Genomic DNA, 19,557 nt, shown 5'->3' with positions numbered 1-19,557 from the left:
TCAGTCGCAAGCGGCCCGGCCAGGAGCATGACTTGACCGCTTCGCGATACCGCATCGATTTTATATTTTACAAATGTAATATCTACAAATAAAATATACACAGATGTAAAACATGGATAGACAGATGAAGCCGTTTTCCGCCACCCTCGCCCTTGCCGGCGCGCTCCTGCTCAGCGCCTGCGCCCAAATGGACGCCGTCAAACCGCAGTCCCAGCTCAAAACGCCGCCCGCCGTGAACGCGCCCTGGGCCGGCATGCCCGCGGCGGCCTGGTGGCGGCAATGGCGGGATCCCCAACTGGAGCGGCTGATCCGCCAGGCCTTGCAGGACAACCCCGGCCTGCGCGGCGCCGAGGCGCGGCTGCGCCAGGCTCAGGCGCTGAGCGAGGTCAGCGCCGCCGCCTCCCAGCCGCAAATCAACGCGCAATGGCAAAGCACCCGGCAGCTGCACGCGGAGAAAAACCTGGTGGCGCCGGCGGGTCACGGCAACTACGACTGGCAGACACGCGCCGCCGTCAACCTCAGCTACGATCTGGACGCCTGGGGGCGCGAACGCCAGGCGCTGTCCGCCTCGCTGAGCGACGCCCAGATGGCCGCGGCCGACGCCCGGCTGAGCGCGCTGAACCTGGAGAGCGCCATCATCCGCGGCTATCTGCAGCTGGCCGAGCAATATCAGCAGCGAGATCTGGCGGCGGCGGAGCTGGAACAGCAGCAGGCGCTGCTGGACCTCAGCCTGCGCCGCAAGGCCGCCGGGCTGGCCGCCCAGCCGGAGGTGGAACAGCAGCGCGGCAGGCTGCCGGCCGGCCGCGTCCAGCTGGCTCAAATCGACGAACGCATCGCCACCCTGGGCAATCAGCTGGCCGCGCTCAGCGGGCAAGCGCCCGACGCTGGAAACCGGCCGACGCGCCCCGCGCTGCGTCTGGACCAGGCGCTGGACCCGCTCGCCGCGGTGCCGGCCCAATTGCTGGGCCGGCGGCCGGACCTGAGCGCGCAACGCTGGCGGGTGGAGGCCGAGGCCGCGCGCATCAAGGTCGCCCGCGCCGCCTTCTATCCCAATATCAATCTCAGCGCCTTCGCCGGCTATCAGGCGATAGGCTTCGCCGACTTGCTGTCCCCGGCCGCCGCTCTGCGCGGCTTCGCCCCGGCGATCAGCCTGCCGATATTCGAAGGTGGCCGCCTGCGCGGCCAGCTGCGCGCCCAAACCGCCGCCTACGATCAGGCGGTGGAAAGCTACAACGCCGCCTTGATCAACGCCCTGAGCGAAACCGCCAGCGCCATCGTCCGCGCCCGCTCCGCGGACCAGCAAAGCCGGCAGGCCGAACAGGCGCTGGACGCCACCAGCCGCGAACGGGCGCTGGCCGAACAGGCTTACCGCGCCGGCCTCAGCGATCAGAGCGCGGTGCGCCAGCTGCGGCTGAACGAGCTGTCCGCCCGGCAAAAGCGCGCTCAGGCCCAAGCCCAGCGCCTGGACAGCTACGCCGCTCTGATGGCCGTGCTGGGCGGCGGCGTCGAATCCCCCAATCCCATCGTCGGCGGAGAAAGCCCATGAGCCACTTCGAAGAAACCCGCAAACGCCTGCTCCGCGTCAAGACCAGAATTCCGGAATTTCCGCTGGCGCTGCTGACCTTGACGCGGCTGAACTACCATGTGCAAAAACGCCTTCAGGACCTGACCAACGCCGCCCTGCGCAAACACGGGCTGACCGAGAGCAGCTATCTGGTGCTGGCGGTGCTCTACGGCTCCGAGCAAGAGACGACGACGCCCGGCTCTCTGGCGGAAACCTGCTCGCAAAAACCGGCCAATATGACCCGCATCTGCAACGACCTGGAAAAGCAGGGCCTGATCCATCGCGGCGGCCTGAGCGACGATCGCCGCGCGGTCGCCGTCACCCTCAGCGACGCCGGCCGCGAACGCATCCGCAAGCTGCTGCCCGATGTCTGGGGCAACCTGGGCAATACCTTCGCCGGCTTCAGCGCCGAGGAAATGCAGCAGCAGGAACAGTTCTACCTGCGCCAGCTCAGCAATTTGAACCAGGCGGCGCCCAACGATGAGCACGACTAGCCTCGCCGCCCGGCGCCGCTGGCTGGGCCGGGCGCTGCGCGGCGCCGGACAGGACTGGCTGCGGCAGGAGGGCGAGCGCTGGATCTTCATCCTCAAGACGCTGCTGGCCTGCTTCGCCGCGCTGTGGCTGGCCTTCCGCCTGGGCTTCGATTCGCCGGGCACCGCGCTGATCACCGTGCTCATCGTCGGTTCGCCGCAAAGCGGCCTGGTGCTGGAAAAAGGCTTTTACCGGCTCCTGGGCACGCTGGCCGGCTGCGCGGCGGCCTTGATCCTGGTCGGCATGCTGGCCTCGCAGCCGGTCTTGCTGCTGGCGGCGCTGTCGCTCTGGATAGGCCTGTGCGCCGGCTGCGCCACCTTGTACCGCAACTCGCGTTCCTACGGTTTCGTGCTGGCCGGCTACACCGCCTGCATCATCGCGCTGCCGGCCATCGGCCGCCCGCTGACGGTGTTCGACCTGGCGGTGACCCGGGTCTCGGAAATCTCGCTGGGCCTGATCTGCAGCGCGGTGGTCTACGACATCGTGTTTCCACGCTACCAGGCGGAGCTGGTGGTCAGCAATGTGCGCGGCCGCTATCTGCGCTTCATTCTGCTGTGCCAGGACGCGCTGGCGCAGAAGCTGCACGCCAGCGATCTGGAGCAGGCCCAGCTCAAGTTCGCCGCCGACATCGCCGCGCTGGAGGCCGGCCGCGCCACCGCCTTTTTCGAAGCCGGACACGTGCGTTCGCGCAGCAATCAGCTGCACGCCTTCAACGCCACCTTCATGGCCGCGCTGACCACCTTCCACACCCTGCACCGGCAAATGGAGCGGCTGCGCCGCGACGCGGACTCGCCGCTGCCCGGCCTGCTGCTGCCGCTGTTCTCCGAGGTGGCCGCGGTGCTCAGCGGCGTCGACGGTCCGGCGCGCAACGCCGCGGAAGCCCGGGACACCGAGGCGCAGCTGGGCCGGCTTCGCGCCGGCTGGCCGCGCCGCATAGACGCCGCCCGCGCGCTGCTTCCGGGCGGCGAGCGGGCCGAGCACTGGCGGATAGACTTCGACACCGCCACCGAGCTGCTGAGCCGCTTCATCGAGGAAATGCACGCCTTCGTCGGCGTCTACCACGGCTTCGCCAGCAAGACGCCGCAGCAGATCGACGCGCTGGCCGCCTATGTGCCGGGCACGCCGCTGCCGGTGGCCGTCGCCGGCGGCGTGCGCGCGGCGCTGACCCTGGGCACCCTGTCCGTCGCCTGGTATTGGCTGGCCTGGCCCAGCGCGCTGGAGGCGGTGCTGCTGGCCACCGTGCTCTGCGGTCTCGCCGCCTCCTCGCCGCGGCCGGTGCTGATGGTCAAACAATTCCTGACCGGCTTCGCGCTGGGCACGCCGCTGGCCTATGTCAGCCTGTTCTGGCTGCTGAGCGAGGGCAACGGCTTCCCGATACTGATGCTGGGCCTGCTGCCCTTCCTGGCGCTGGGCAGCTATCTGAAATGCCTGCCCAAATACGCCGGCGTCGGCGCCGGCATGACCATCGTGCTGGCCAGCGCCGTCAACCCGCAAAACCCGATGAATTACGACATCGTGGCCTTTCTCAACAACGGCATCGCCCGCATCCTCGGGCTGGCGCTGGCGGCGGCCTTCTTCCAGCTGGTGCTGCCCGAACACACCATGGGTTCGCCGCGCCACATCGCCGCCGCCTTGTGGCGGGAAGCGCGCCGCGCCTGCGACGCCAAGCTGCCCCACTTGAAGCAGCGCTACGAGAACCGCATCCGCGACCTGCTCAATCTGCTGAACACGCTGAGCCCGGCCCAGGCCGAACTGAAACAGGCGATCACCGCCCAGGCCATCACCTTGCTGGAGCTGGGCCTGGCGGTGATCAATCTGCGCGCGCTGACCGCGGAATCGCCGTCGCCGCAGTTGCGCGCCGATCTGGAACACACGGTGGCGCAGCTGGAACGCTATTTCGCCGCGCCGTCGCCGGAACGGCTGCAACAGGCCATCGCCACCATGCGCGCGGCCGGACCGGCGCTGCGCGCCCATCTGGCGCTGGCGGAACCCGAACGCGCCGCGCGCATCCAGCGGGCGCTGACCGATCTGCACCTGATCCACACCTCATTGCTGGACGTGGCCGAAGCCGCCGCAAGCGCAGCGCAAGGAACTGAGCATGACTCGTGAAATCGCCGTATTCGGCATCCTGATCCCCACCCTGCTGCCGCTGTTCCTGTTCAGCCTGCTGTGCCAGGCCGGGCTGGACTGGCTGCTGGGCCGGGCCGGTCTTTACCGCCGGGTCTGGCACCCGGCCTTGTTCCGCCTCAGCCTGCTAATCTGCGTGTTCAGCGGCCTGGCTCTGCTGCTGTACTGAATACGCCTCCGGCCCACCCCGAACACCCTTCCGGATAATCAATATGCGAATCAACACTCTCATCCGCTACCTGATCACCTTGCTGCTGCTGGCGCTCGCCGTCTGGCTGGGCAAGGCGCTGTGGGACCACTACATGCACTCGCCGTGGACCCGCGACGGCCGCGTGCGCGCCGACGTGATCACGCTCTCCGCCGACGTGGCCGGCCTGGTGACCCAGGTGGCGGTCAAGGACAACCAGCCGGTGCGCAAGGGCGACGTGCTCTTCGTCGTCGACCGCAGCCGCTACGCGGCGGCGCTGACCCAGGCCGAGGCCGCGCTGGAGGGGCAGCGCACCGAGAAAAACCGCCGCGGCAAGGAGGCGGCGCGTCGCGACGGCCTGGACAGCGCCGTGGTGTCCGCCGAAAACCGCGAAACCGCGGCCTTCGCCGCCGCCTCGGCCGGCTCCCAATACCAGGCGGCGCTGGCGGCGCGCGATCTGGCCCGGCTCAATCTGGAACGCACCGTGGTGCGCGCCCCGGTGGACGGCTATGTGACCAATCTCAATGTCCATGCCGGCGACTTCGCCGCCGTCGGCGCGCCCAAGCTGGCGCTGATAGACCGCAACTCCTATCGCGTGGAAGGCTATTTCGAGGAAACCAAGCTGCCGATGCTCAAACCCGGCGCCAAGGTGGAGATCACCCTGCTCAGCGGCGGCCCGACCTTGAGCGGCCGCGTCGCCAGCATCGCCCGCGGCATCACCGACCGCGACGCCGGCACCGGCCGCGAACTGCTGGCCGACGTCAATCCCACTTTCAACTGGGTGCGGCTGGCGCAACGGGTGCCGGTGCGCATCGAGCTGGACGCGCTGCCGGCCGGACAGCTGCTGGTGGCCGGCACCACCTGCACCGTGGTGGTGCGCTAGCTCCGCGACAAGCATGAAAAATGGGGCCGTTGGCCCCATTTTTCATTTCTCCACTGAGCCGCTGTTACAGCCGCCGCGCGCGGAAGGTATCGCACTGCGCCATGTCGCCGCTGTCGAAGCCGCGGCGGAACCAGCGCACCCGCTGCTCGCCGCTGCCGTGAGTGAAGGAGTCCGGCACCACTTCGCGGCCGGCCGAACGCTGCAAGGCGTCGTCGCCTATCCTGGCCGCGGCGGTCAGCGCCGTTTCCAGATCGCCCGGCTCCAGAATCCTCCTCGCCTGATCGGCGTGATGCCCCCATACCCCGGCCAGGCAATCCGCCTGCAGCTCCTGCCGCACCGACAAGGCCTTGGCCCGACTCTCGCTGCTGCGCGCCATTTCCTCGTCCACCTTGGCGGAAATGCCGAGCTGATGCTGAACATGGTGGCCGACTTCATGCGCGATCACATACGCCTGGGCGAATTCGCCCGGCGCGCCCAACTCTCGGCCCAGGGTCTGGAAGAAAGACAGATCGATGTAGATTTTCTCGTCGCCGGGGCAATAGAAGGGACCGATGGCCGCGTCGCCGCGGCCGCAAGCCGTCGGCGTCGCGCCGGTGAACATCACCAGCTTGGGCGGCCGGTAACGCTCGCCTTGCGCCTGGAGCAAGGGCCGCCACACGTCTTCGGTGTCCGCCAGCATCACGCGGATGAACTTGGCGTCGCGGTCGTCCGGCGCGCTGACCCTGGCCGGCGCCTGCTGTTCGGCCGCCGGCTCCATCTCGCTGATCAGATTGATCACCGTTATCGGATTGACGTCGAACACCAGCCAGGCCACCAGGCCGATCAAGACCGCGCCGATGCCGAGCGCCCCGCCGCCGCCCCCGCCGCTTTCGCCGCGGCGGTCTTCCACATTATCGCTTTCCCGGTTCCCATCCCAACGCATGCCTACCCCCCCAAGTCCATTCTCGCCCGCTCAGGCCGCTTCGCCGCGGCGCCTTAGAACAAGGACATCAAAAAGTTCCGCATGGTACGCGTTTGACTTGAAACCGGCCAGACCCACCCGGCGAACGCAGCGGACCTTGAACCCGTTCTTACAGCAGACGCCAAATACCCCACTGCACCGCCAGCGCGAACAAGGCCGCCAGCAAATCGTCCACCATCACGCCGAAACCGCCGCCCACATGACGGTCCAGCCAGCGGATAGGCCAGGGCTTGAGAATGTCGAAAAAGCGGAACAAGACAAAGGCCAGCAACCAGGCCAAGGGCGTGGCCGGCGCGAAGGCCAGCACCAGCAACATGGCGACGATCTCGTCCCAGACGATGCCGCCGTAATCGTGCACGCCCAGCGCCCGGCCGCTGTAGCCGCAGATCCAGATCCCGGCAATGAACAGCGGCAGGCACAGCGCCGCCAGCGCCAGTCCCTGCACCCCCAGCGTGTTCAGCACAAAGAACAAGGGATAGGCGGCCACCGTGCCCCAGGTTCCGGGCGCTTTGCGCGCCAGGCCGCTGCCGAAGCCGAAGGCCAGAAAATGGGCGGGATGGCTCAGGACGAAGCGCCAGTCCGGCTGCAGTTTCAGGGTTTCGGTCTCATTTGAAATGGTCATAGCCGGTGCTTTCCAGTTGAATGATGTTGCCCTCGCCGTCCAGCAGGCTGACGCCCTGGCCGGCAACGATGCGGCCGATGCGGCTGAGACGGCAGCCCGCCGTCGCGGCGCAGGCCTCGATCTGCGCCCGGCGCTCGGCCGGCGCGGTGAATACCAGTTCGTAATCGTCGCCGCCCGCGGCCAGGCAATCCAGCCATTGCCCGCGCGCGGCCTCCGCCAGCGGGTGGGACGGCAAGGCCTCGGCCCAAACTTCCGCGCCCACCCGGGAGGCGGCGGCGATATGGCCGAGATCCGACAGCAGGCCGTCGGACACGTCGGCGGCGGCGTGCGCCAAGGGCAGCAAAGCCCGCCCCAGGGCAATGCGCGGCTCCGGGTATTCCAGCTTGCGCCAGGCCGCCTCGCGCAAACCGTCCGGCAAGGGCGCGAGCTTGCCCAACCGGCTGCGCACCGCCATCGCGCCCAGACCCAGCTCGCCGCTGACCCAGACATCGTCGCCCGCGCGGGCGGCGGCGCGGCGCAGCGCCTGACCGCCCGGCGTCTCCCCGCCCACGGTCACCGACAGCGTCAAGGGGCCGCGCGTGGTGTCGCCGCCTATCACGTCAACGCCGTAACGCTCCGCCAATGCGAAGAACCCTTGGGAAAACCCGGCGGCCCAGGCCTCGTCCATCGCCGGCAAGGCCAGCGACAGCACCACCCAGCGCGGCGCGGCGCCCATTGCCGCCATATCGGACAAGTTCACCGCCAGCGCCTTATGGCCCAAGGCCTCCGGCGCGACGTCGGCGAAGAAATGCCGCCCTTCCACCAGCATGTCCACCGAGACATGCAGATCGCAGCCCGGCGTCGGCCGCAGGATGGCGGCGTCGTCGCCGACGCCCAGGACCGCGCCGCCGGCCGGCCGCGTGAAATAACGGCGGATCAATTCAAATTCATTCATCACGATCTTTCTGCCCGGCCGATATGAAAACACCCGCGGCAGCGGGTGTGTTCTGGTCTGACGGCGCCGGCGACAAGGCCTTAGTTCTGACGACGCGCCTTCTGCGACGCCACTTCGTCGGCGCGCACTTCGGCGGCCAGCTTATCCAGCACGCCGTTGACGAACTTATGACCGTCGGTGCCGCCGAAGGTCTTGGTGATTTCAATGGCTTCGTTGATGATCACCGGATACGGGGTTTCCGGATGCTGGGTCAGTTCCAGCGCGGCCATCAACAGCACGGCGCGCTCCACCGGGCTGACTTCGTCTTCGGCGCGTTCGTAATAGTGGCCGATCTGCTTGGACAGCGCGCCCACGTCTTTCAGCACGCCGTACAGGATTTCGCGGAACAGGGCTTCATCGGCCTTGGCGAAGTATTCATTCTCGCGCAGATGCTTTTCGATCAGGGAGGCCGGACGATCCGGGTTCAGCTCCCATTCGTAAATGCCTTGGATGGCAAATTCGCGGGCGCGGCGGCGAGCGGTTTTCATAGAGGTTCCTTGTAAAGAGCGGTGAGCCGGGCACGCCCGGCTCCGGTATCTTGGCGGGAGCCGATCAGCCGCGCTGGATGCGCTTGCGCAGATTCGCCATCTCCACCGCCACGGCAGCGGCCTCGCGGCCTTTGACTTCCATGCGCACTTCGGCCTGCTCGTCGGTTTCGGTGGTCAGAATCGCGTTGGCGATCGGGATGTCGAAGTCCAGGCCGACGCGGGTCACGCCCGCGCCGGATTCGTTCGACACCAGTTCGAAATGGTAGGTTTCGCCGCGGATCACCGCTCCCAGCGCCACCAGCGCGTCGAAGCGGCCGCTCTTGGCCATGGTCTGCAACACCAGCGGCGCTTCCAGCGCGCCCGGCACCGTGGCCAGGGTCACGTCCTCGGCGGCCACGCCCAACCGGGCCAGCTCGCCCAAGCAGGCGTCGCGCAAGCCTTCGCAAACCGGGGTGTTGAAACGCGACATCACAACGCCGATTTTCAGGCCCTTGCCCGTCAGATCGGGTTCTATACGCTGGATAGCTTGAAGCATCTTGTTCCTCGCGGCGGAATCACTACGGAAAACCGGAGATTCTACCTCAATCCCCGGGCCTTAGCCATTGCGCAGCCGCTCATTCTTCATCCACGTGGAAGGCGCTCGGCTGGCAAAAGCCGGTCACTTCCAGATCGAAGCCGGTCATGGACGGCAGGCTGACCGGAGCGGTCATCAGCTTCATCTTGCCCACGCCCAGCGCCTTGAGCATTTGCGCGCCGATGCCGAAGGTCTTGCTGTCCCAACGCTGCTTCTGCTGCTCCTGACCCAGCGCGCGCTGCGCCAGCGCCTCGCCGGTTTCGTCGCGATACAAGAGCACCACCACGCCGTGACCGGCCTCCTCGATCATTTCCAAGGCATTGGGCACGGTCCAGGAGTGCTGGCTGCACAAGGGCGCCAGCACGTCGATCACCGACAAGGGCTCGTGCACGCGCACCAGGGTTTCGCGCTGCGACTGGATCTCGCCCTTGACCAGGGCCAGATGGGTGGCGCGGGTGGTGATGTCGCGGAACACGTGCAGCTCGAATGCGCCGAACGGCGTATCCACCGGCCGCTGGCCCACTTTTTCCACCAGCGATTCGGTGCGGCTGCGGTACTGGATCAGGTCGGCGATGGTGCCCACCTTCAAACCGTGCTCGCCGGCGAACTCCACCAGTTCCGGCAAGCGCGCCATGGTGCCGTCGTCGTTCATGATTTCGCAGATCACGCCGGCCGGCTCCAGGCCGGCCAGCATCGCCAGATCGCAACCGGCCTCGGTGTGGCCGGCGCGGATCAGCACGCCGCCCTTTTGCGCCTTCAGCGGGAAGATGTGGCCTGGCTGCACCAGGTCCGCCGGCTTGGCCAGCCGCGCCACCGCGGCCTGCACGGTGCGAGCGCGGTCCGCAGCGGAAATACCGGTGGTCACGCCTTCGGCAGCTTCGATGGACACGGTGAAGTTGGTGCTGTACGGGGTGCCGTTATTGCTGACCATCAGCGGCAGGTTCAATTGCTGACAACGCTCCTCGGTCAAGGTCAGACAGATCAGCCCACGGCCGTGCTTGGCCATGAAGTTGATCGCCTCCGGGGTGACGAACTCCGCCGCCATCACCAGATCGCCTTCGTTCTCGCGGTCTTCGGCGTCCACCAGCACCACCATCTTGCCGGCCTTGATGTCGGCGATAACGTCCTGAATCGGGGAAATAGTCATACCGTCTTCCTTCGTAAGCACTTGTTTTTGGCGCGGGCCGCCGCCCGCCTGAATTCGTTATCAGTACCTGTTCAAAGTCTCGCGGGCCAAGGCGAAAACAACTGAAGAGCGTATACGGCGCATCGGCATTCTGCAGCGCTAACTCGCCGTGCCGCGCCCTCGCGAAGCGCAACAGACTTTGAACCGCTTCTCAGCCGGGCAACAGGTCCAGGCTGACATAATCTCCATGGCGATGGATGTCGCCGTCGCGCAAACGCAAGGGCCGCGCAAACAAGGGCCCGTCCGTCGCCAATGTGTGAAACTCGCCGGCCTCGGCGCAAGGGTCCAAACCTTCCGCCAACATCCGGTCCACTACCTCGCGGCTCAACTCGCGACCCAGCCACTCTTCGCTCGCCAGCCGGGTGTTCACCACCACGATGCGGGCTTGGAAGCCCGCGTCGATGAATTCGCGCACCAGCTCGGCGCGCGGCTGCTGCCACAGCGGCAGCCAAGCTTGCAGGCCGGCGGCGGTGCAAACCTTCTCCTCCCACTCGCGATGGGCGTCCAGATCGATGTCGCCGAACACCGCGGCCTCGCAGCCGTCGGCGCGCGCCTCTTCCAGCCGGGCGATGAACTCGGCCTCATAACCGTCCCAGCTCGCGCGGCCCACCCGCAAGGGCAGGCCCAGCGCCGCGGCTTGCAGCGCCAGCACTTCCGGACGCACCCCATGCGAGCGCGAGCGCCGGCCATCCTCGTCCATCATGGTCAGCAAGACCTGCGGGCTGGCGCCGGCGCTCACCGCGCGCCACAAGGCCAGGCAAGAGTCCTTGCCGCCGCTCCAGGAGGCCAGCACGCGCCGGCCGGCTCTGTTCACTCAGCGGCTCCGCGCTGGGCCAGCACCCGCTCCACCGTTTCCACGATGGCCTGGGTTTGCGGGTCCACTTCGATATTGATCAGATCGCCCACTTTGCGCGACTTGATGATGGTGCGCTCCAGGGTTTCCGGAATCAGATGCACGCAGAAACGGTTGTCCGTCACCTCGCCTATGGTCAGGCTGATGCCGTCAATACCGATATAGCCCTTGGCGAACACGTATTTGATGTGTTCCGCCGGCAATTCGAACCAGACGGTGCGATTATTGGGCAGATCGATCACTCGGGACACCTTGGCCAGGCACAAGATATGGCCGGACATTGCGTGGCCGCCGATTTCATCGCCGAAACGCGCGGCGCGCTCGATATTGACCAGATCGCCCGCTTGCAGCAGGCCAAGATTGGTGACGCGCAGGGTTTCGCGCATCAGGTCGAAGGAAACTTGATCGCCGTTGATGGCGGTGACGGTAAGGCAGCAGCCGTTGTGGGCCACCGAGGCGCCCAGTTCCAGACCGGGCAACAGCGCGTCGGGCAAGCGCAGCGTATGAGTGCGGAAGTCCTGCTTCTCCGTGATGGCGATCACTTCCGCCACCCCTTGGACGATACCGGTAAACACGAAGACGCTCCTTTGCTAGGGATTCGGAGCGCCATTGTAACGCAAGGAGGGGCGCGCGGCCCCTCCTGGTCTTAAATCGGACTCAAGCTTTTTCCCGGCATTTAGAAACGCCAGGACACGCTGGTGCGGATCGCGCGCCCCATGCCCTCGGCGCCCTCGGTCAGATAGGGCTCGTATTGGACATTGAACAGATTGTCCACCGCCACACGCGCCTCAAAGCCCTTGAGACTGCCCTTGGGCTGCCAGCCCAGAGACAGGCCGAACAGCGAATAGCCGTGCTGCGCCGGATAGGCGTAGGGCGAGTCGACCAAGACACGGTCCTGCTTGCGCACGAACTTGCCCTGCCCGCTCAAGGACAGGCCGATCTTGTTCCAGCGATAGCCGAGATTGGCCACCGCCTTGCGCGGCGGAATATTGGTGATGGGCTCGTCCTTGCCCCATGGGTCCATCAGGCTATGGTTGCGCTCGCCCTTGGTGGACGACAGGGACAGGCTGCCGAACCAGCCTCCGGCCTGATAACGCCCTTCCAATTCGAAACCCTGGATCACGTAGCCGGGCATATTGCGATAGAAACCGATCACCGGCGGCAAGGGCGCGCCCGGCGCGTCTCCACGGTTTGGCCCCAGGCGCTGCGCGATGTCGTTTTTGACGGTTTGGCGATACCAGGTCACCGCCGCCGACAGATTGTCCCCGGACGTCAACACATTGCCGCGCTCGTACTCCAGGCCCAGCTTGACCGCGTTCAGCGTTTCCGGCCGCAGCTGGCGGCTGCTTGCCGTCGTGCTGCCCAAAGTCTGGGTATCGTACATTTCGTCCACCGACGGCGCCCGCCAGGTGCGGGTATAGCCCGCATCCAGCGTCCAGCCCGGGCGGAAGTTCCAACGCGCGCCCAGCCGCGGCGACCAACCGGAATAAGCCAGACCGCTGTAATCATGCCCCTTGGCCGGATCGTTATACGCGGAAGCCAGATTTTCCCGCCCCTGTATCCACACATGATCGTAGCGCAGCGACGGGGTCAGCGTCAGGCTGTCCAAGGGCTGCCATTGATGCACCCAGTAGGCGGATCGCACGGTTTCTTCGCCCGGCGGCTGGTAGCGCGGATTCAAATAGCCGTAGTTGTAAGCCGGATCCTTCACCTTGTCCGGGCGATAGAACAAGGCGTCCAGCGTTTTGTGCGCCCAGCTGACGCCCATCGTGACTTCCTGACGCGCCCAGCCGGAACCAAAGCGGGCGGTATTGCGCAGCTCCAGACGCCGGTCGCGCTGAGTCACCCAGCTCTCGTTCCCGAACAAGGAGGAAAAAGCGTAGATGCTGGCCGTCGGCGGCCGGGTATCGTGCTGGTAACGCCGCGACTGGGCGTAACTCAGCTGCAGATCCAGCCACGGCGAATCGCTGACAAAAGTCCAGTCCGCGCTCACCGTCTCGTTTTGCTGTTCGCGCCACACGCTCTGACGCAACCAAGCGCCTTCCCAGCCGTACTTCTTGATATCGGCCGCGCTTGGCGCGGGAATATCGCCGCGCTTGGCCGCCCACGGCGTGCGCCGCTCCTCCTCCTGGCTCACCCAGCCCAGGCGCAGCCTGTGGCCGGGCGCCGGACGCCAAGCCAGTTTCAGCATGCCGCCCTCCAGATCGTTGCCGGAAAACATCGTGCTGGAGCCGTCGCCCTTTTTGCCGTCCCCGGCGCGCGAGCGCGTCACATAGGCCAGGATGTCGGCCTTGCTGCCCGGACCGCCGGCGTAGGCGGCCAGCGACTGGCCGAACTGATTGCCGTTGTCCTGGTACATCAGCTTGGCGAAGCCGCCCACCGATTTGCCCGGCTGCAGCAACTCCGCCACGGTCTTGGTTTCCGCCTTGACCACGGCGCCAAACGCGCCGTTGCCGTAAAACGGAGAATGCCCCCCCTTCATCACTTCCACCGAGCCCAATAATTCCGGGTCGATGAAAGACGTCCCCTGCTGGTATTTGTCGAAGCCTTGCGGCGCGCCGTCCAGGGACACTTGCACATGCTCGACCGACTCGAAGCCCCAGACATTGATAGTCTGGCCCCCGGGGCGCTGCGAACCGCCGGCGTTGACGCCGGGCAGAGCGTCCAGCACTTCGGCCAGCGAACGGGCTTGCGGCCGCTCGATTTCTTCGCGGTCCAGCTTATTGCTGCCCACCCGCGCCTGCGGGCCGTCGGCGGTGACGTGGACGGTGTCCAGGCGCGCCGGCGCCTCGGCGGCCCAGACGCCGGGCGCGGCCAGGCAAGCCAGGCTGAGCACGAGCGCCTTGGGGCGGAAACGCGGCGGATTTTGAGCGGGGGAAATGGAATCGGGGCAAGACGAGAAAAGGTAGCAGCCAGGCATCACGGTTTTGTTATATTAATGATAATCATTCTCAACATTAACATAAAACTTCCACCTTAAGGCAAGTCCGGTAAAATAGCCGGCTTTATCGAATTCCAATACAAGCATCCCCATGTCCGCCGAACTCGCCCGCATCGCCGAAGAAGTGTCCCACCGCCGCACCTTCGCCATCATTTCCCACCCTGACGCCGGTAAGACCACGCTGACCGAAAAGCTGCTGCTGTTCTCCGGCGCCATCCAGATGGCCGGCACCGTCAAGGGCAAGAAAGGCGGCAAGTTCGCCACCTCCGACTGGATGGAGATCGAGAAGCAGCGCGGCATCTCGGTGGCGTCCTCGGTGATGCAGTTCGAGTACCGCGACCACACCGTCAACCTGCTGGACACCCCGGGCCACCAGGACTTCTCCGAAGACACCTACCGCGTGCTGACGGCGGTGGACAGCGCTCTGATGGTGATAGACGCGGCCAAGGGCGTGGAGGAGCAGACCATCAAGCTGCTGAACGTCTGCCGCCTGCGCAGCACGCCCATCGTCACCTTCATGAACAAATACGACCGCGAGGTGCGCGACAGCCTGGAGCTGCTGGACGAGGTGGAAAACGTGCTGAAGATCCGCTGCGCGCCCATCACCTGGCCCATCGGCATGGGCAAGGCTTTCCGCGGCGTCTACAGCCTATTGAACGATGAAGTCATCCTGTTCGAACCGGGCGCGGAAAAACTGATCACCGACGTGGAAGTGATCAAGGGCATAGACAATCCCCGCCTGGATCAGCTGTTCCCGCTGGAAATGGAACAACTGCGCATGGAGATCGAGCTGGTCAAGGGCGCGTCCAACGAGTGGAACCTGGACCAATTCCTGGCCGGCGAACTGACGCCGGTGTTCTTCGGCTCCGCCATCAACAACTTCGGCGTGCGCGAAATCCTGGACGCGCTGATCAACTGGGCGCCGGCGCCGCAGCTGCGGGACGCCACCGTGCGCGATGTCGCGCCCACCGAAGGCAAGTTCTCCGGCTTCGTGTTCAAGATCCAGGCCAATATGGATCCCAAGCACCGCGACCGCATCGCCTTCCTGCGCGTGTGTTCCGGCCAGTTCGAGCGCGGCATGAAGATGAAGCATCTGCGCCTGAACCGCGACATCGCCGCCTCCAGCGTGGTGACCTTCATGTCTCACGACCGCGAGATCGTGGAAGAAGCGTTTGCCGGCGACATCATCGGCATCCCCAACCACGGCAATATCCAGATCGGCGACAGCTTCTCCGAAGGCGAGGACCTGACCTTTACCGGCATTCCCTTCTTCGCGCCGGAACTGTTTCGCGGCGTGCGCATCAAAAACCCTTTGAAGCTGAAACAGTTGCAAAAAGGTCTGCAGCAACTGGGCGAGGAAGGCGCGGTGCAAGTATTCAAGCCGCACAGCGGCGGCGACCTGATTCTGGGCGCGGTGGGCGTACTGCAGTTTGAAGTGGTGGCCTCGCGCCTGGCCGCCGAATACGGCGTGGACGCGATGTTCGAATCCGCCAGCATCTGGTCCGCGCGCTGGTTCAGCTGCGAGGACCGCAAAAAGCTGGACGAATTCGTCAAGGCGCTGCAGATCAACATCGCCACCGACGCCGGCGGCAACCTCGCCTACCTGGCCCCCAACCGCGTCAACCTGCAACTGACTCAGGAACGCTGGCCGGACATCGTATTCCACGAAACCCGCGAACACGCGGTCAAACTCAACGACTAAAGCTGAAACCGACGCCCGACATGGAGCCCAAGGCCACCCTATTCGACTTGATAGGCTATCTGCGCGACAACTATTCGCACGAGATAGCGCGCTCGCTGATCCTGATCGCCGCCCTACTGATCATCCGCCTGGTGATGGACCGGCTGCTGGCGGCCAACAACAGCATAGCGATCGAGTCGAAACGGCGCTGGTCGGTGAACACCCGCAACATCCTGTTCATCTCCGGCCTGGCGGGCATCGGCCTGATCTGGGCCAGCGAGCTGCAAACCATCGCGGTGTCGATGCTGGCCTTCGCCGCCGCGCTGATCCTGGCCACCAAGGAACTGATCATGTGCCTGTCCGGCGGCCTGGTGCGCCAGACCTCCAACAGCTACAGCCTGGGCGACCACATCGAAGTGGGCGCGGTGCGCGGCCGGGTGGTGGACATCGGCCTGCTGTCCACCACCGTGATGGAAATCGGACCCAATCACAGCTCGCACCAGATGACCGGGCGCGCGCTGACCTTCCCCAACAGCCTGCTGCTGTCCACGCCGGTGATCCGCGAAAACTATATGGGCGACTATGTGATGCACATCGTCAACGTGCCCATGGCCTACACCGTGCCGCCCATCCGCGCCGAACGCCTCTTGATGGCGGCGGCGGAAGAATCCTGCCAGCCCCACCTGGAAGTGGCGCGTCAGCACATGGAAGACATGGCCAAACGCAATCTGGTGGACATTCCGTCGGTGGAGCCGCGCATCGCCTTGCAGCCGGTGGATGAAAAACGCTATCAGTTGATCTTGCGCATCGCCATTCCGGCCCGAGACCGGCATCGTATCGAACAAACCATCCTGCACAGTTTTCTGGCGCAATGCTTTCCGGAGCAGAACGACGCCGCCCCGGCCTGAAGCGAAGGCGTATCGCGCGCAAATAATTAGAGCAAGAACTCCAAATTTGCGTTAGAATGGCGCATCGCGAATGTCATTGAACAGCCCAAGCGCATCATGAGCAAAAACAGAATCAAAACCTACGACCGCATCATCCAGGAGAGCCTCAAGCTGTTCAACGAACAGGGCGAGCGCAGCATCACCACCAATCACATCGCCGCGCATCTGGGCATCAGTCCGGGCAATCTGTACTACCACTTCCGCAACAAGGAAGAAATCGTCTACCAGATCTTCCTGATGTACCGCGAGTTCATCAACCAGCGTTTGGCGGTGCCGGAAAACCGCGAAATGACGGTGGACGATCTGGTCAACTACCTGGACACCGCCTTCCTGGCGATGTGGCAGTTCCGCTTCATGTTCTACGACCTGCCGGGCATGCTGGCGCGCAACCCTCAGATGCAGTCGGAGTACCACCAGTTCGTCAACACCGAGCTGAAAAACATCCTGGCCGAGCACTTTCGCGAATTCATCCGCCTGGGCCTGCTGGAAATGGACGAGGAAGACATCGAACCGGTCAGCATCAATATCTGGCTGGTGGTGAAGTTCTGGTTCGCCTTTGAACAGACCGCGCGCCCCAAGGCGCCGATCACCGAGGAATCCGGCCACCGCGGCGTGCTGCAGGTGCTGGCCCTGCTCAAGCCCTATGTGCAGGATCAGTATATGGGCGCCTTCCAGGCGCTGTGCGAGCGCCACAAAGTGTGACGCCCCGCCTCCGCGAAAAGAGCAAAGCCGCGTTATCGCGGCTTTTTTCATGCGTCGGCGCTTCTAAAGCGGATTACAGGCTACGCCCCAAGGCCGCCGCCAAGGGCCGCAATTCCGCCATCAGGGCGGCCAAACCGTCCGGCGTCAAGGCCTGATCGGCCTCGCACAAGGCGGCTTCCGGCTGCGGATGCATGTCCAGCAGCAAGCCGTCCGCGCCGGCGGCCAGGGCCGCCTTGGCCAGAGCGGGCACCAGCCAGGCTTTGCCGGCGGCGTGACTGGGATCGACGATCACCGGCAAATGGGTTTCGCGCTTGAGCAGGGGAATCGCGCTGACGTCCAACGTGGCGCGGTAGGCCGGCTCGAAGCTGCGAATGCCGCGCTCGCAGAACACGATGTTGTGGTTGCCGCCGGCGGCGATGTATTCGGCCGCCATCAGCCAGTCGCCCAAGGTCGCGGCGACGCCGCGCTTGAGGATGACCGGTTTGTTCAAACGCCCCACTTCCTTCAACAGCTCCACGTTCTGCATGCTGCGCGAACCGATCTGGATGATGTCCACGCCCTGCTCCAGAAACACGTCCAGCATGCGCACGTCGGCCAATTCGGACACCACCGGCAAACCTTCGGCGCGGCCGGCGGCGATCAACTGCTCGATGCCCTCCACGCCCAAGCCCTGGAAACCGTAAGGGCTGGGATGCTGCTTGAACACCCCGCCGTGCAGCAGCCGGCAGCCGGCGGCCCGCGCCGCGGTCGCGGCCTGAGCGATTTGCGACGCCGACTCCACGGCCGACGGACCGGCGATCACCTGCAAGGCCTCGCCGCCGAAAGCCAGGCCTCGCGCCTGCACTACGCTGTTCTGCGGATGGGTTTCCCGCGACACGATGCGGTATTCCCGCACCACTCGCATCGCCCGCTCCACGCCAGGCATGGACTCAAACATTTCCGGCGACAGGCTGCGCTCGTCGCCCACCGCGCCGATGATGGTGCGTTCCGCGCCGCGCGACACATGCTCGCTGAGTCCCGCCCCGCGGATCTTGGCCACCACGGCCGCCACTTCGCTTTCCGGCGCCTGCCGGTTCATGATGATGATCATCCGCTACCCCGTTCAAAACCCTTCATCGCCGCCAGCGCCGGGCCAAACGCCGCCCCAGCCGCGACCAGAACGACGGACGCTGCGCGCCGCGCCGGAAAAAGCCGGCCAGCGCATGCGCCAGCCGCCACGGCGCCGAAGCATGCAAGCGTTCGAAAATGCGCCCGCGCCAGTAAACGAAGCCATTATACAGCCGCAGGAACCAGGCCACCCGCATCAGCGCAGGCCGGGTCAGCGCAAACAGCCGCGCCGCCAGCGCGGTGCCGCCCAGCTTGGCCAGCAGAATGATCAGCAAGCCCAGCAGCGCGTGACCGCGTCCGATCAGGAACAGCGCCGCCAGCTTGACCGGCAGCAGCAAGGCGGCCGGCAACGCGAACATCGCCAAGGCCGCCCACGGCGGCAAGGCGGCGATGCGCCGCTCCAGCACCGCCAGCGGCGGCCAGGTCGCCAAGCGTCCCAGCGCCGCGGACAACTCGTCCCAGGCGTATTCCTCGAACAGGATGATCAAGGCCGCCAGCAAGGCCGGCGGCCAGGTCAACACCCGTTTCAGCCGGCGCCAGCCCAGCGCCGCCGTTTCCCTTGCGCGCATCTCGGTTTCAGCGCCGGCTCAGGCCTTGGCCAGGTCCAGCCACTTGGCCACCTCTTGCGGCCGGTAGGCGCGCATCTCCGTCAGCAGCGTGAGCAGGTCCTCGCTGATGCGGAACAGGTCCATATTGCCGGGACGGGCGAAGCCTTCGGCCACCGCGTGCTCCATCATCCGGTGCAAGGGCTGGTAATAGCCGGCGGCGTCGAGCAGGCCCACCGGCTTGCCGTGCAAGGACAGCTGGCCCCAGGTCAGGATCTCGAACAATTCGTCGAAGGTGCCGAAGCCGCCCGGCAAGGCGATGAAGCCGTCGGACAACTCCGCCATCAGCGCCTTGCGCTGATGCATGGTTTCGGTGACATGAATCTCCGTCAGGCCGGTATGCGCCACTTCCTTGGCCTTGAGAAACTCCGGAATCACGCCGACGACCTTGCCGCCGGCCGCCAGCGCGGCGTCCGCCGCCACGCCCATCAGGCCGACCTTGCCGGCACCGTAAACCAGGGTCACGCCCTGCTCGGCCAAGGTGCGGCCAAAATCGCGCGCGGCCGCTTCGTATTCGGGCTTGGCGCCCTTATTGGAGCCGCAAAACAGACAGATGGCTTTCATTTTTATTTTTCCCCTATTGAAACATCAGCGTCAAAAACACAACGGGCCGCTGCGCGGCCCG

General features: G+C 65.5%; 20 protein-coding genes. 8 read left to right on the top strand and 12 right to left on the bottom strand.

Translation table 11 applies throughout. The features are described 5' to 3' along the window. Positions 1–124 precede the first annotated feature (124 nt). From HQN78_RS05850 to HQN78_RS05830, 5 genes are read left to right on the top strand one after another with little or no spacing between them, the layout of a single operon-like run. Positions 125–1,546 (top strand): efflux transporter outer membrane subunit, encoded by a 1,422-nt coding sequence (locus HQN78_RS05850; protein ID WP_235088486.1) that lies wholly within the window; start codon positions 125–127, stop codon positions 1,544–1,546. Continuing rightward, positions 1,543–2,058, top strand: a complete 516-nt coding sequence (locus HQN78_RS05845) for a MarR family winged helix-turn-helix transcriptional regulator (RefSeq protein ID WP_235088484.1) — start codon at positions 1,543–1,545, stop codon at positions 2,056–2,058. The genes HQN78_RS05850 and HQN78_RS05845 overlap by 4 nt, the downstream gene beginning before the upstream one ends. Beyond that, entirely contained in the window at positions 2,045–4,204 is a 2,160-nt protein-coding gene (locus HQN78_RS05840) for an FUSC family protein (protein ID WP_235088483.1), read from the top strand. The genes HQN78_RS05845 and HQN78_RS05840 overlap by 14 nt, the downstream gene beginning before the upstream one ends. Next, positions 4,194–4,391: a DUF1656 domain-containing protein gene (locus HQN78_RS05835; RefSeq protein WP_107798895.1), complete on the top strand. Its 198-nt coding sequence runs from the start codon at positions 4,194–4,196 to the stop codon at positions 4,389–4,391. Before HQN78_RS05840 ends, HQN78_RS05835 begins: the two co-directional genes overlap by 11 nt. A gap of 43 nt (positions 4,392–4,434) precedes the next feature. After that, positions 4,435–5,292: an efflux RND transporter periplasmic adaptor subunit gene (locus HQN78_RS05830; RefSeq protein WP_227103288.1), complete on the top strand. Its 858-nt coding sequence runs from the start codon at positions 4,435–4,437 to the stop codon at positions 5,290–5,292. Between the two features lie 64 nt (positions 5,293–5,356). Here HQN78_RS05830 and HQN78_RS05825 read toward each other — a convergent pair whose 3' ends face one another. From HQN78_RS05825 to HQN78_RS05785, 9 genes are all read right to left on the bottom strand, one after another. Beyond that, positions 5,357–6,214, bottom strand: a complete 858-nt coding sequence (locus HQN78_RS05825) for a neutral zinc metallopeptidase (RefSeq protein WP_235088482.1) — start codon at positions 6,212–6,214, stop codon at positions 5,357–5,359. Between the two features lie 148 nt (positions 6,215–6,362). Beyond that, complete coding sequence (locus tag HQN78_RS05820; RefSeq protein WP_235088481.1) at positions 6,363–6,875, bottom strand: phosphatidylglycerophosphatase A; 513 nt, start codon at positions 6,873–6,875, stop codon at positions 6,363–6,365. Beyond that, positions 6,859–7,809: a thiamine-phosphate kinase gene (gene thiL / locus HQN78_RS05815; RefSeq protein ID WP_235088480.1), complete on the bottom strand. Its 951-nt coding sequence runs from the start codon at positions 7,807–7,809 to the stop codon at positions 6,859–6,861. Before thiL ends, HQN78_RS05820 begins: the two co-directional genes overlap by 17 nt. A gap of 80 nt (positions 7,810–7,889) precedes the next feature. Beyond that, positions 7,890–8,336, bottom strand: coding sequence for a transcription antitermination factor NusB (gene nusB, locus HQN78_RS05810; protein ID WP_081547192.1), 447 nt, complete (start codon positions 8,334–8,336; stop codon positions 7,890–7,892). Positions 8,337–8,400: 64 nt separating this feature from the next. Continuing rightward, the gene (gene ribH / locus HQN78_RS05805) at positions 8,401–8,871 is read right to left on the bottom strand and encodes a 6,7-dimethyl-8-ribityllumazine synthase (RefSeq protein WP_081547190.1); all 471 of its coding nucleotides are present in this window, start codon (positions 8,869–8,871) and stop codon (positions 8,401–8,403) included. A 79-nt stretch (positions 8,872–8,950) separates the two neighbouring features. Beyond that, the gene (gene ribBA, locus HQN78_RS05800) at positions 8,951–10,057 is read right to left on the bottom strand and encodes a bifunctional 3,4-dihydroxy-2-butanone-4-phosphate synthase/GTP cyclohydrolase II (protein ID WP_235088479.1); all 1,107 of its coding nucleotides are present in this window, start codon (positions 10,055–10,057) and stop codon (positions 8,951–8,953) included. 190 nt (positions 10,058–10,247) lie between these two features. Then, on the bottom strand, positions 10,248–10,910 hold the full coding sequence (locus tag HQN78_RS05795; protein WP_235088478.1) for a diphthine--ammonia ligase: 663 nt from the start codon (positions 10,908–10,910) through the stop codon (positions 10,248–10,250). Continuing rightward, positions 10,907–11,524: a riboflavin synthase subunit alpha gene (locus HQN78_RS05790; RefSeq protein WP_107798888.1), complete on the bottom strand. Its 618-nt coding sequence runs from the start codon at positions 11,522–11,524 to the stop codon at positions 10,907–10,909. The genes HQN78_RS05795 and HQN78_RS05790 overlap by 4 nt, the downstream gene beginning before the upstream one ends. Before the next feature lie 101 nt (positions 11,525–11,625). Next, positions 11,626–13,785, bottom strand: a complete 2,160-nt coding sequence (locus HQN78_RS05785) for a TonB-dependent receptor domain-containing protein (RefSeq protein WP_235088476.1) — start codon at positions 13,783–13,785, stop codon at positions 11,626–11,628. Between the two features lie 196 nt (positions 13,786–13,981). Here HQN78_RS05785 and HQN78_RS05780 point away from each other — a divergent pair, with 196 nt between their 5' ends. From HQN78_RS05780 to HQN78_RS05770, 3 genes are all read left to right on the top strand, one after another. Further along, positions 13,982–15,592 carry a peptide chain release factor 3 gene (locus HQN78_RS05780; protein ID WP_107798886.1) on the top strand — a complete coding sequence of 537 codons (1,611 nt, stop codon included), beginning with the start codon at positions 13,982–13,984 and terminating at the stop codon, positions 15,590–15,592. Positions 15,593–15,612: 20 nt separating this feature from the next. Continuing rightward, positions 15,613–16,479 (top strand): mechanosensitive ion channel domain-containing protein, encoded by an 867-nt coding sequence (locus HQN78_RS05775; RefSeq protein WP_235088474.1) that lies wholly within the window; start codon positions 15,613–15,615, stop codon positions 16,477–16,479. Between the two features lie 96 nt (positions 16,480–16,575). Next, positions 16,576–17,220 (top strand): TetR/AcrR family transcriptional regulator, encoded by a 645-nt coding sequence (locus HQN78_RS05770; RefSeq protein ID WP_107798884.1) that lies wholly within the window; start codon positions 16,576–16,578, stop codon positions 17,218–17,220. 73 nt (positions 17,221–17,293) lie between these two features. On the opposite strand, the gene aroF is transcribed toward HQN78_RS05770, so the two are convergent. The 3 genes from aroF to HQN78_RS05755 are packed head-to-tail and all read right to left on the bottom strand — an operon-like array spanning position 17,294 to position 19,496. Next, complete coding sequence (gene aroF, locus HQN78_RS05765; RefSeq protein ID WP_107798883.1) at positions 17,294–18,310, bottom strand: 3-deoxy-7-phosphoheptulonate synthase; 1,017 nt, start codon at positions 18,308–18,310, stop codon at positions 17,294–17,296. Between the two features lie 22 nt (positions 18,311–18,332). Then, the gene (locus HQN78_RS05760; RefSeq protein WP_235088472.1) at positions 18,333–18,896 is read right to left on the bottom strand and encodes a hypothetical protein; all 564 of its coding nucleotides are present in this window, start codon (positions 18,894–18,896) and stop codon (positions 18,333–18,335) included. Between the two features lie 18 nt (positions 18,897–18,914). Further along, positions 18,915–19,496: a TIGR00730 family Rossman fold protein gene (locus tag HQN78_RS05755; protein WP_235088470.1), complete on the bottom strand. Its 582-nt coding sequence runs from the start codon at positions 19,494–19,496 to the stop codon at positions 18,915–18,917. Positions 19,497–19,557 lie beyond the last annotated feature (61 nt).

It is taken from the genome of Chromobacterium sp. Beijing (assembly GCF_021496765.1).
Classification (GTDB): Bacteria; Pseudomonadota; Gammaproteobacteria; order Burkholderiales; family Chromobacteriaceae; genus Chromobacterium.
This window is presented reverse-complemented; position numbering and strand designations above follow the sequence as displayed.

Coding starts and splice junctions, on each gene's coding strand:
- ribBA (WP_235088479.1), bottom strand. CDS start 10,057: ATGACTATTTCCCCGATTCAGGACGTTATCGCCGACATCAAGGCCGGC.
- aroF (WP_107798883.1), bottom strand. CDS start 18,310: ATGATCATCATCATGAACCGGCAGGCGCCGGAAAGCGAAGTGGCGGCC.
- HQN78_RS05770 (WP_107798884.1), top strand. CDS start 16,576: ATGAGCAAAAACAGAATCAAAACCTACGACCGCATCATCCAGGAGAGC.
- ribH (WP_081547190.1), bottom strand. CDS start 8,871: ATGCTTCAAGCTATCCAGCGTATAGAACCCGATCTGACGGGCAAGGGC.
- HQN78_RS05825 (WP_235088482.1), bottom strand. CDS start 6,214: ATGCGTTGGGATGGGAACCGGGAAAGCGATAATGTGGAAGACCGCCGC.
- HQN78_RS05850 (WP_235088486.1), top strand. CDS start 125: ATGAAGCCGTTTTCCGCCACCCTCGCCCTTGCCGGCGCGCTCCTGCTC.
- thiL (WP_235088480.1), bottom strand. CDS start 7,809: ATGAATGAATTTGAATTGATCCGCCGTTATTTCACGCGGCCGGCCGGC.
- nusB (WP_081547192.1), bottom strand. CDS start 8,336: ATGAAAACCGCTCGCCGCCGCGCCCGCGAATTTGCCATCCAAGGCATT.
- HQN78_RS05835 (WP_107798895.1), top strand. CDS start 4,194: ATGACTCGTGAAATCGCCGTATTCGGCATCCTGATCCCCACCCTGCTG.
- HQN78_RS05840 (WP_235088483.1), top strand. CDS start 2,045: ATGAGCACGACTAGCCTCGCCGCCCGGCGCCGCTGGCTGGGCCGGGCG.
- HQN78_RS05775 (WP_235088474.1), top strand. CDS start 15,613: ATGGAGCCCAAGGCCACCCTATTCGACTTGATAGGCTATCTGCGCGAC.
- HQN78_RS05760 (WP_235088472.1), bottom strand. CDS start 18,896: ATGCGCGCAAGGGAAACGGCGGCGCTGGGCTGGCGCCGGCTGAAACGG.
- HQN78_RS05820 (WP_235088481.1), bottom strand. CDS start 6,875: ATGACCATTTCAAATGAGACCGAAACCCTGAAACTGCAGCCGGACTGG.
- HQN78_RS05755 (WP_235088470.1), bottom strand. CDS start 19,496: ATGAAAGCCATCTGTCTGTTTTGCGGCTCCAATAAGGGCGCCAAGCCC.
- HQN78_RS05830 (WP_227103288.1), top strand. CDS start 4,435: ATGCGAATCAACACTCTCATCCGCTACCTGATCACCTTGCTGCTGCTG.
- HQN78_RS05845 (WP_235088484.1), top strand. CDS start 1,543: ATGAGCCACTTCGAAGAAACCCGCAAACGCCTGCTCCGCGTCAAGACC.
- HQN78_RS05780 (WP_107798886.1), top strand. CDS start 13,982: ATGTCCGCCGAACTCGCCCGCATCGCCGAAGAAGTGTCCCACCGCCGC.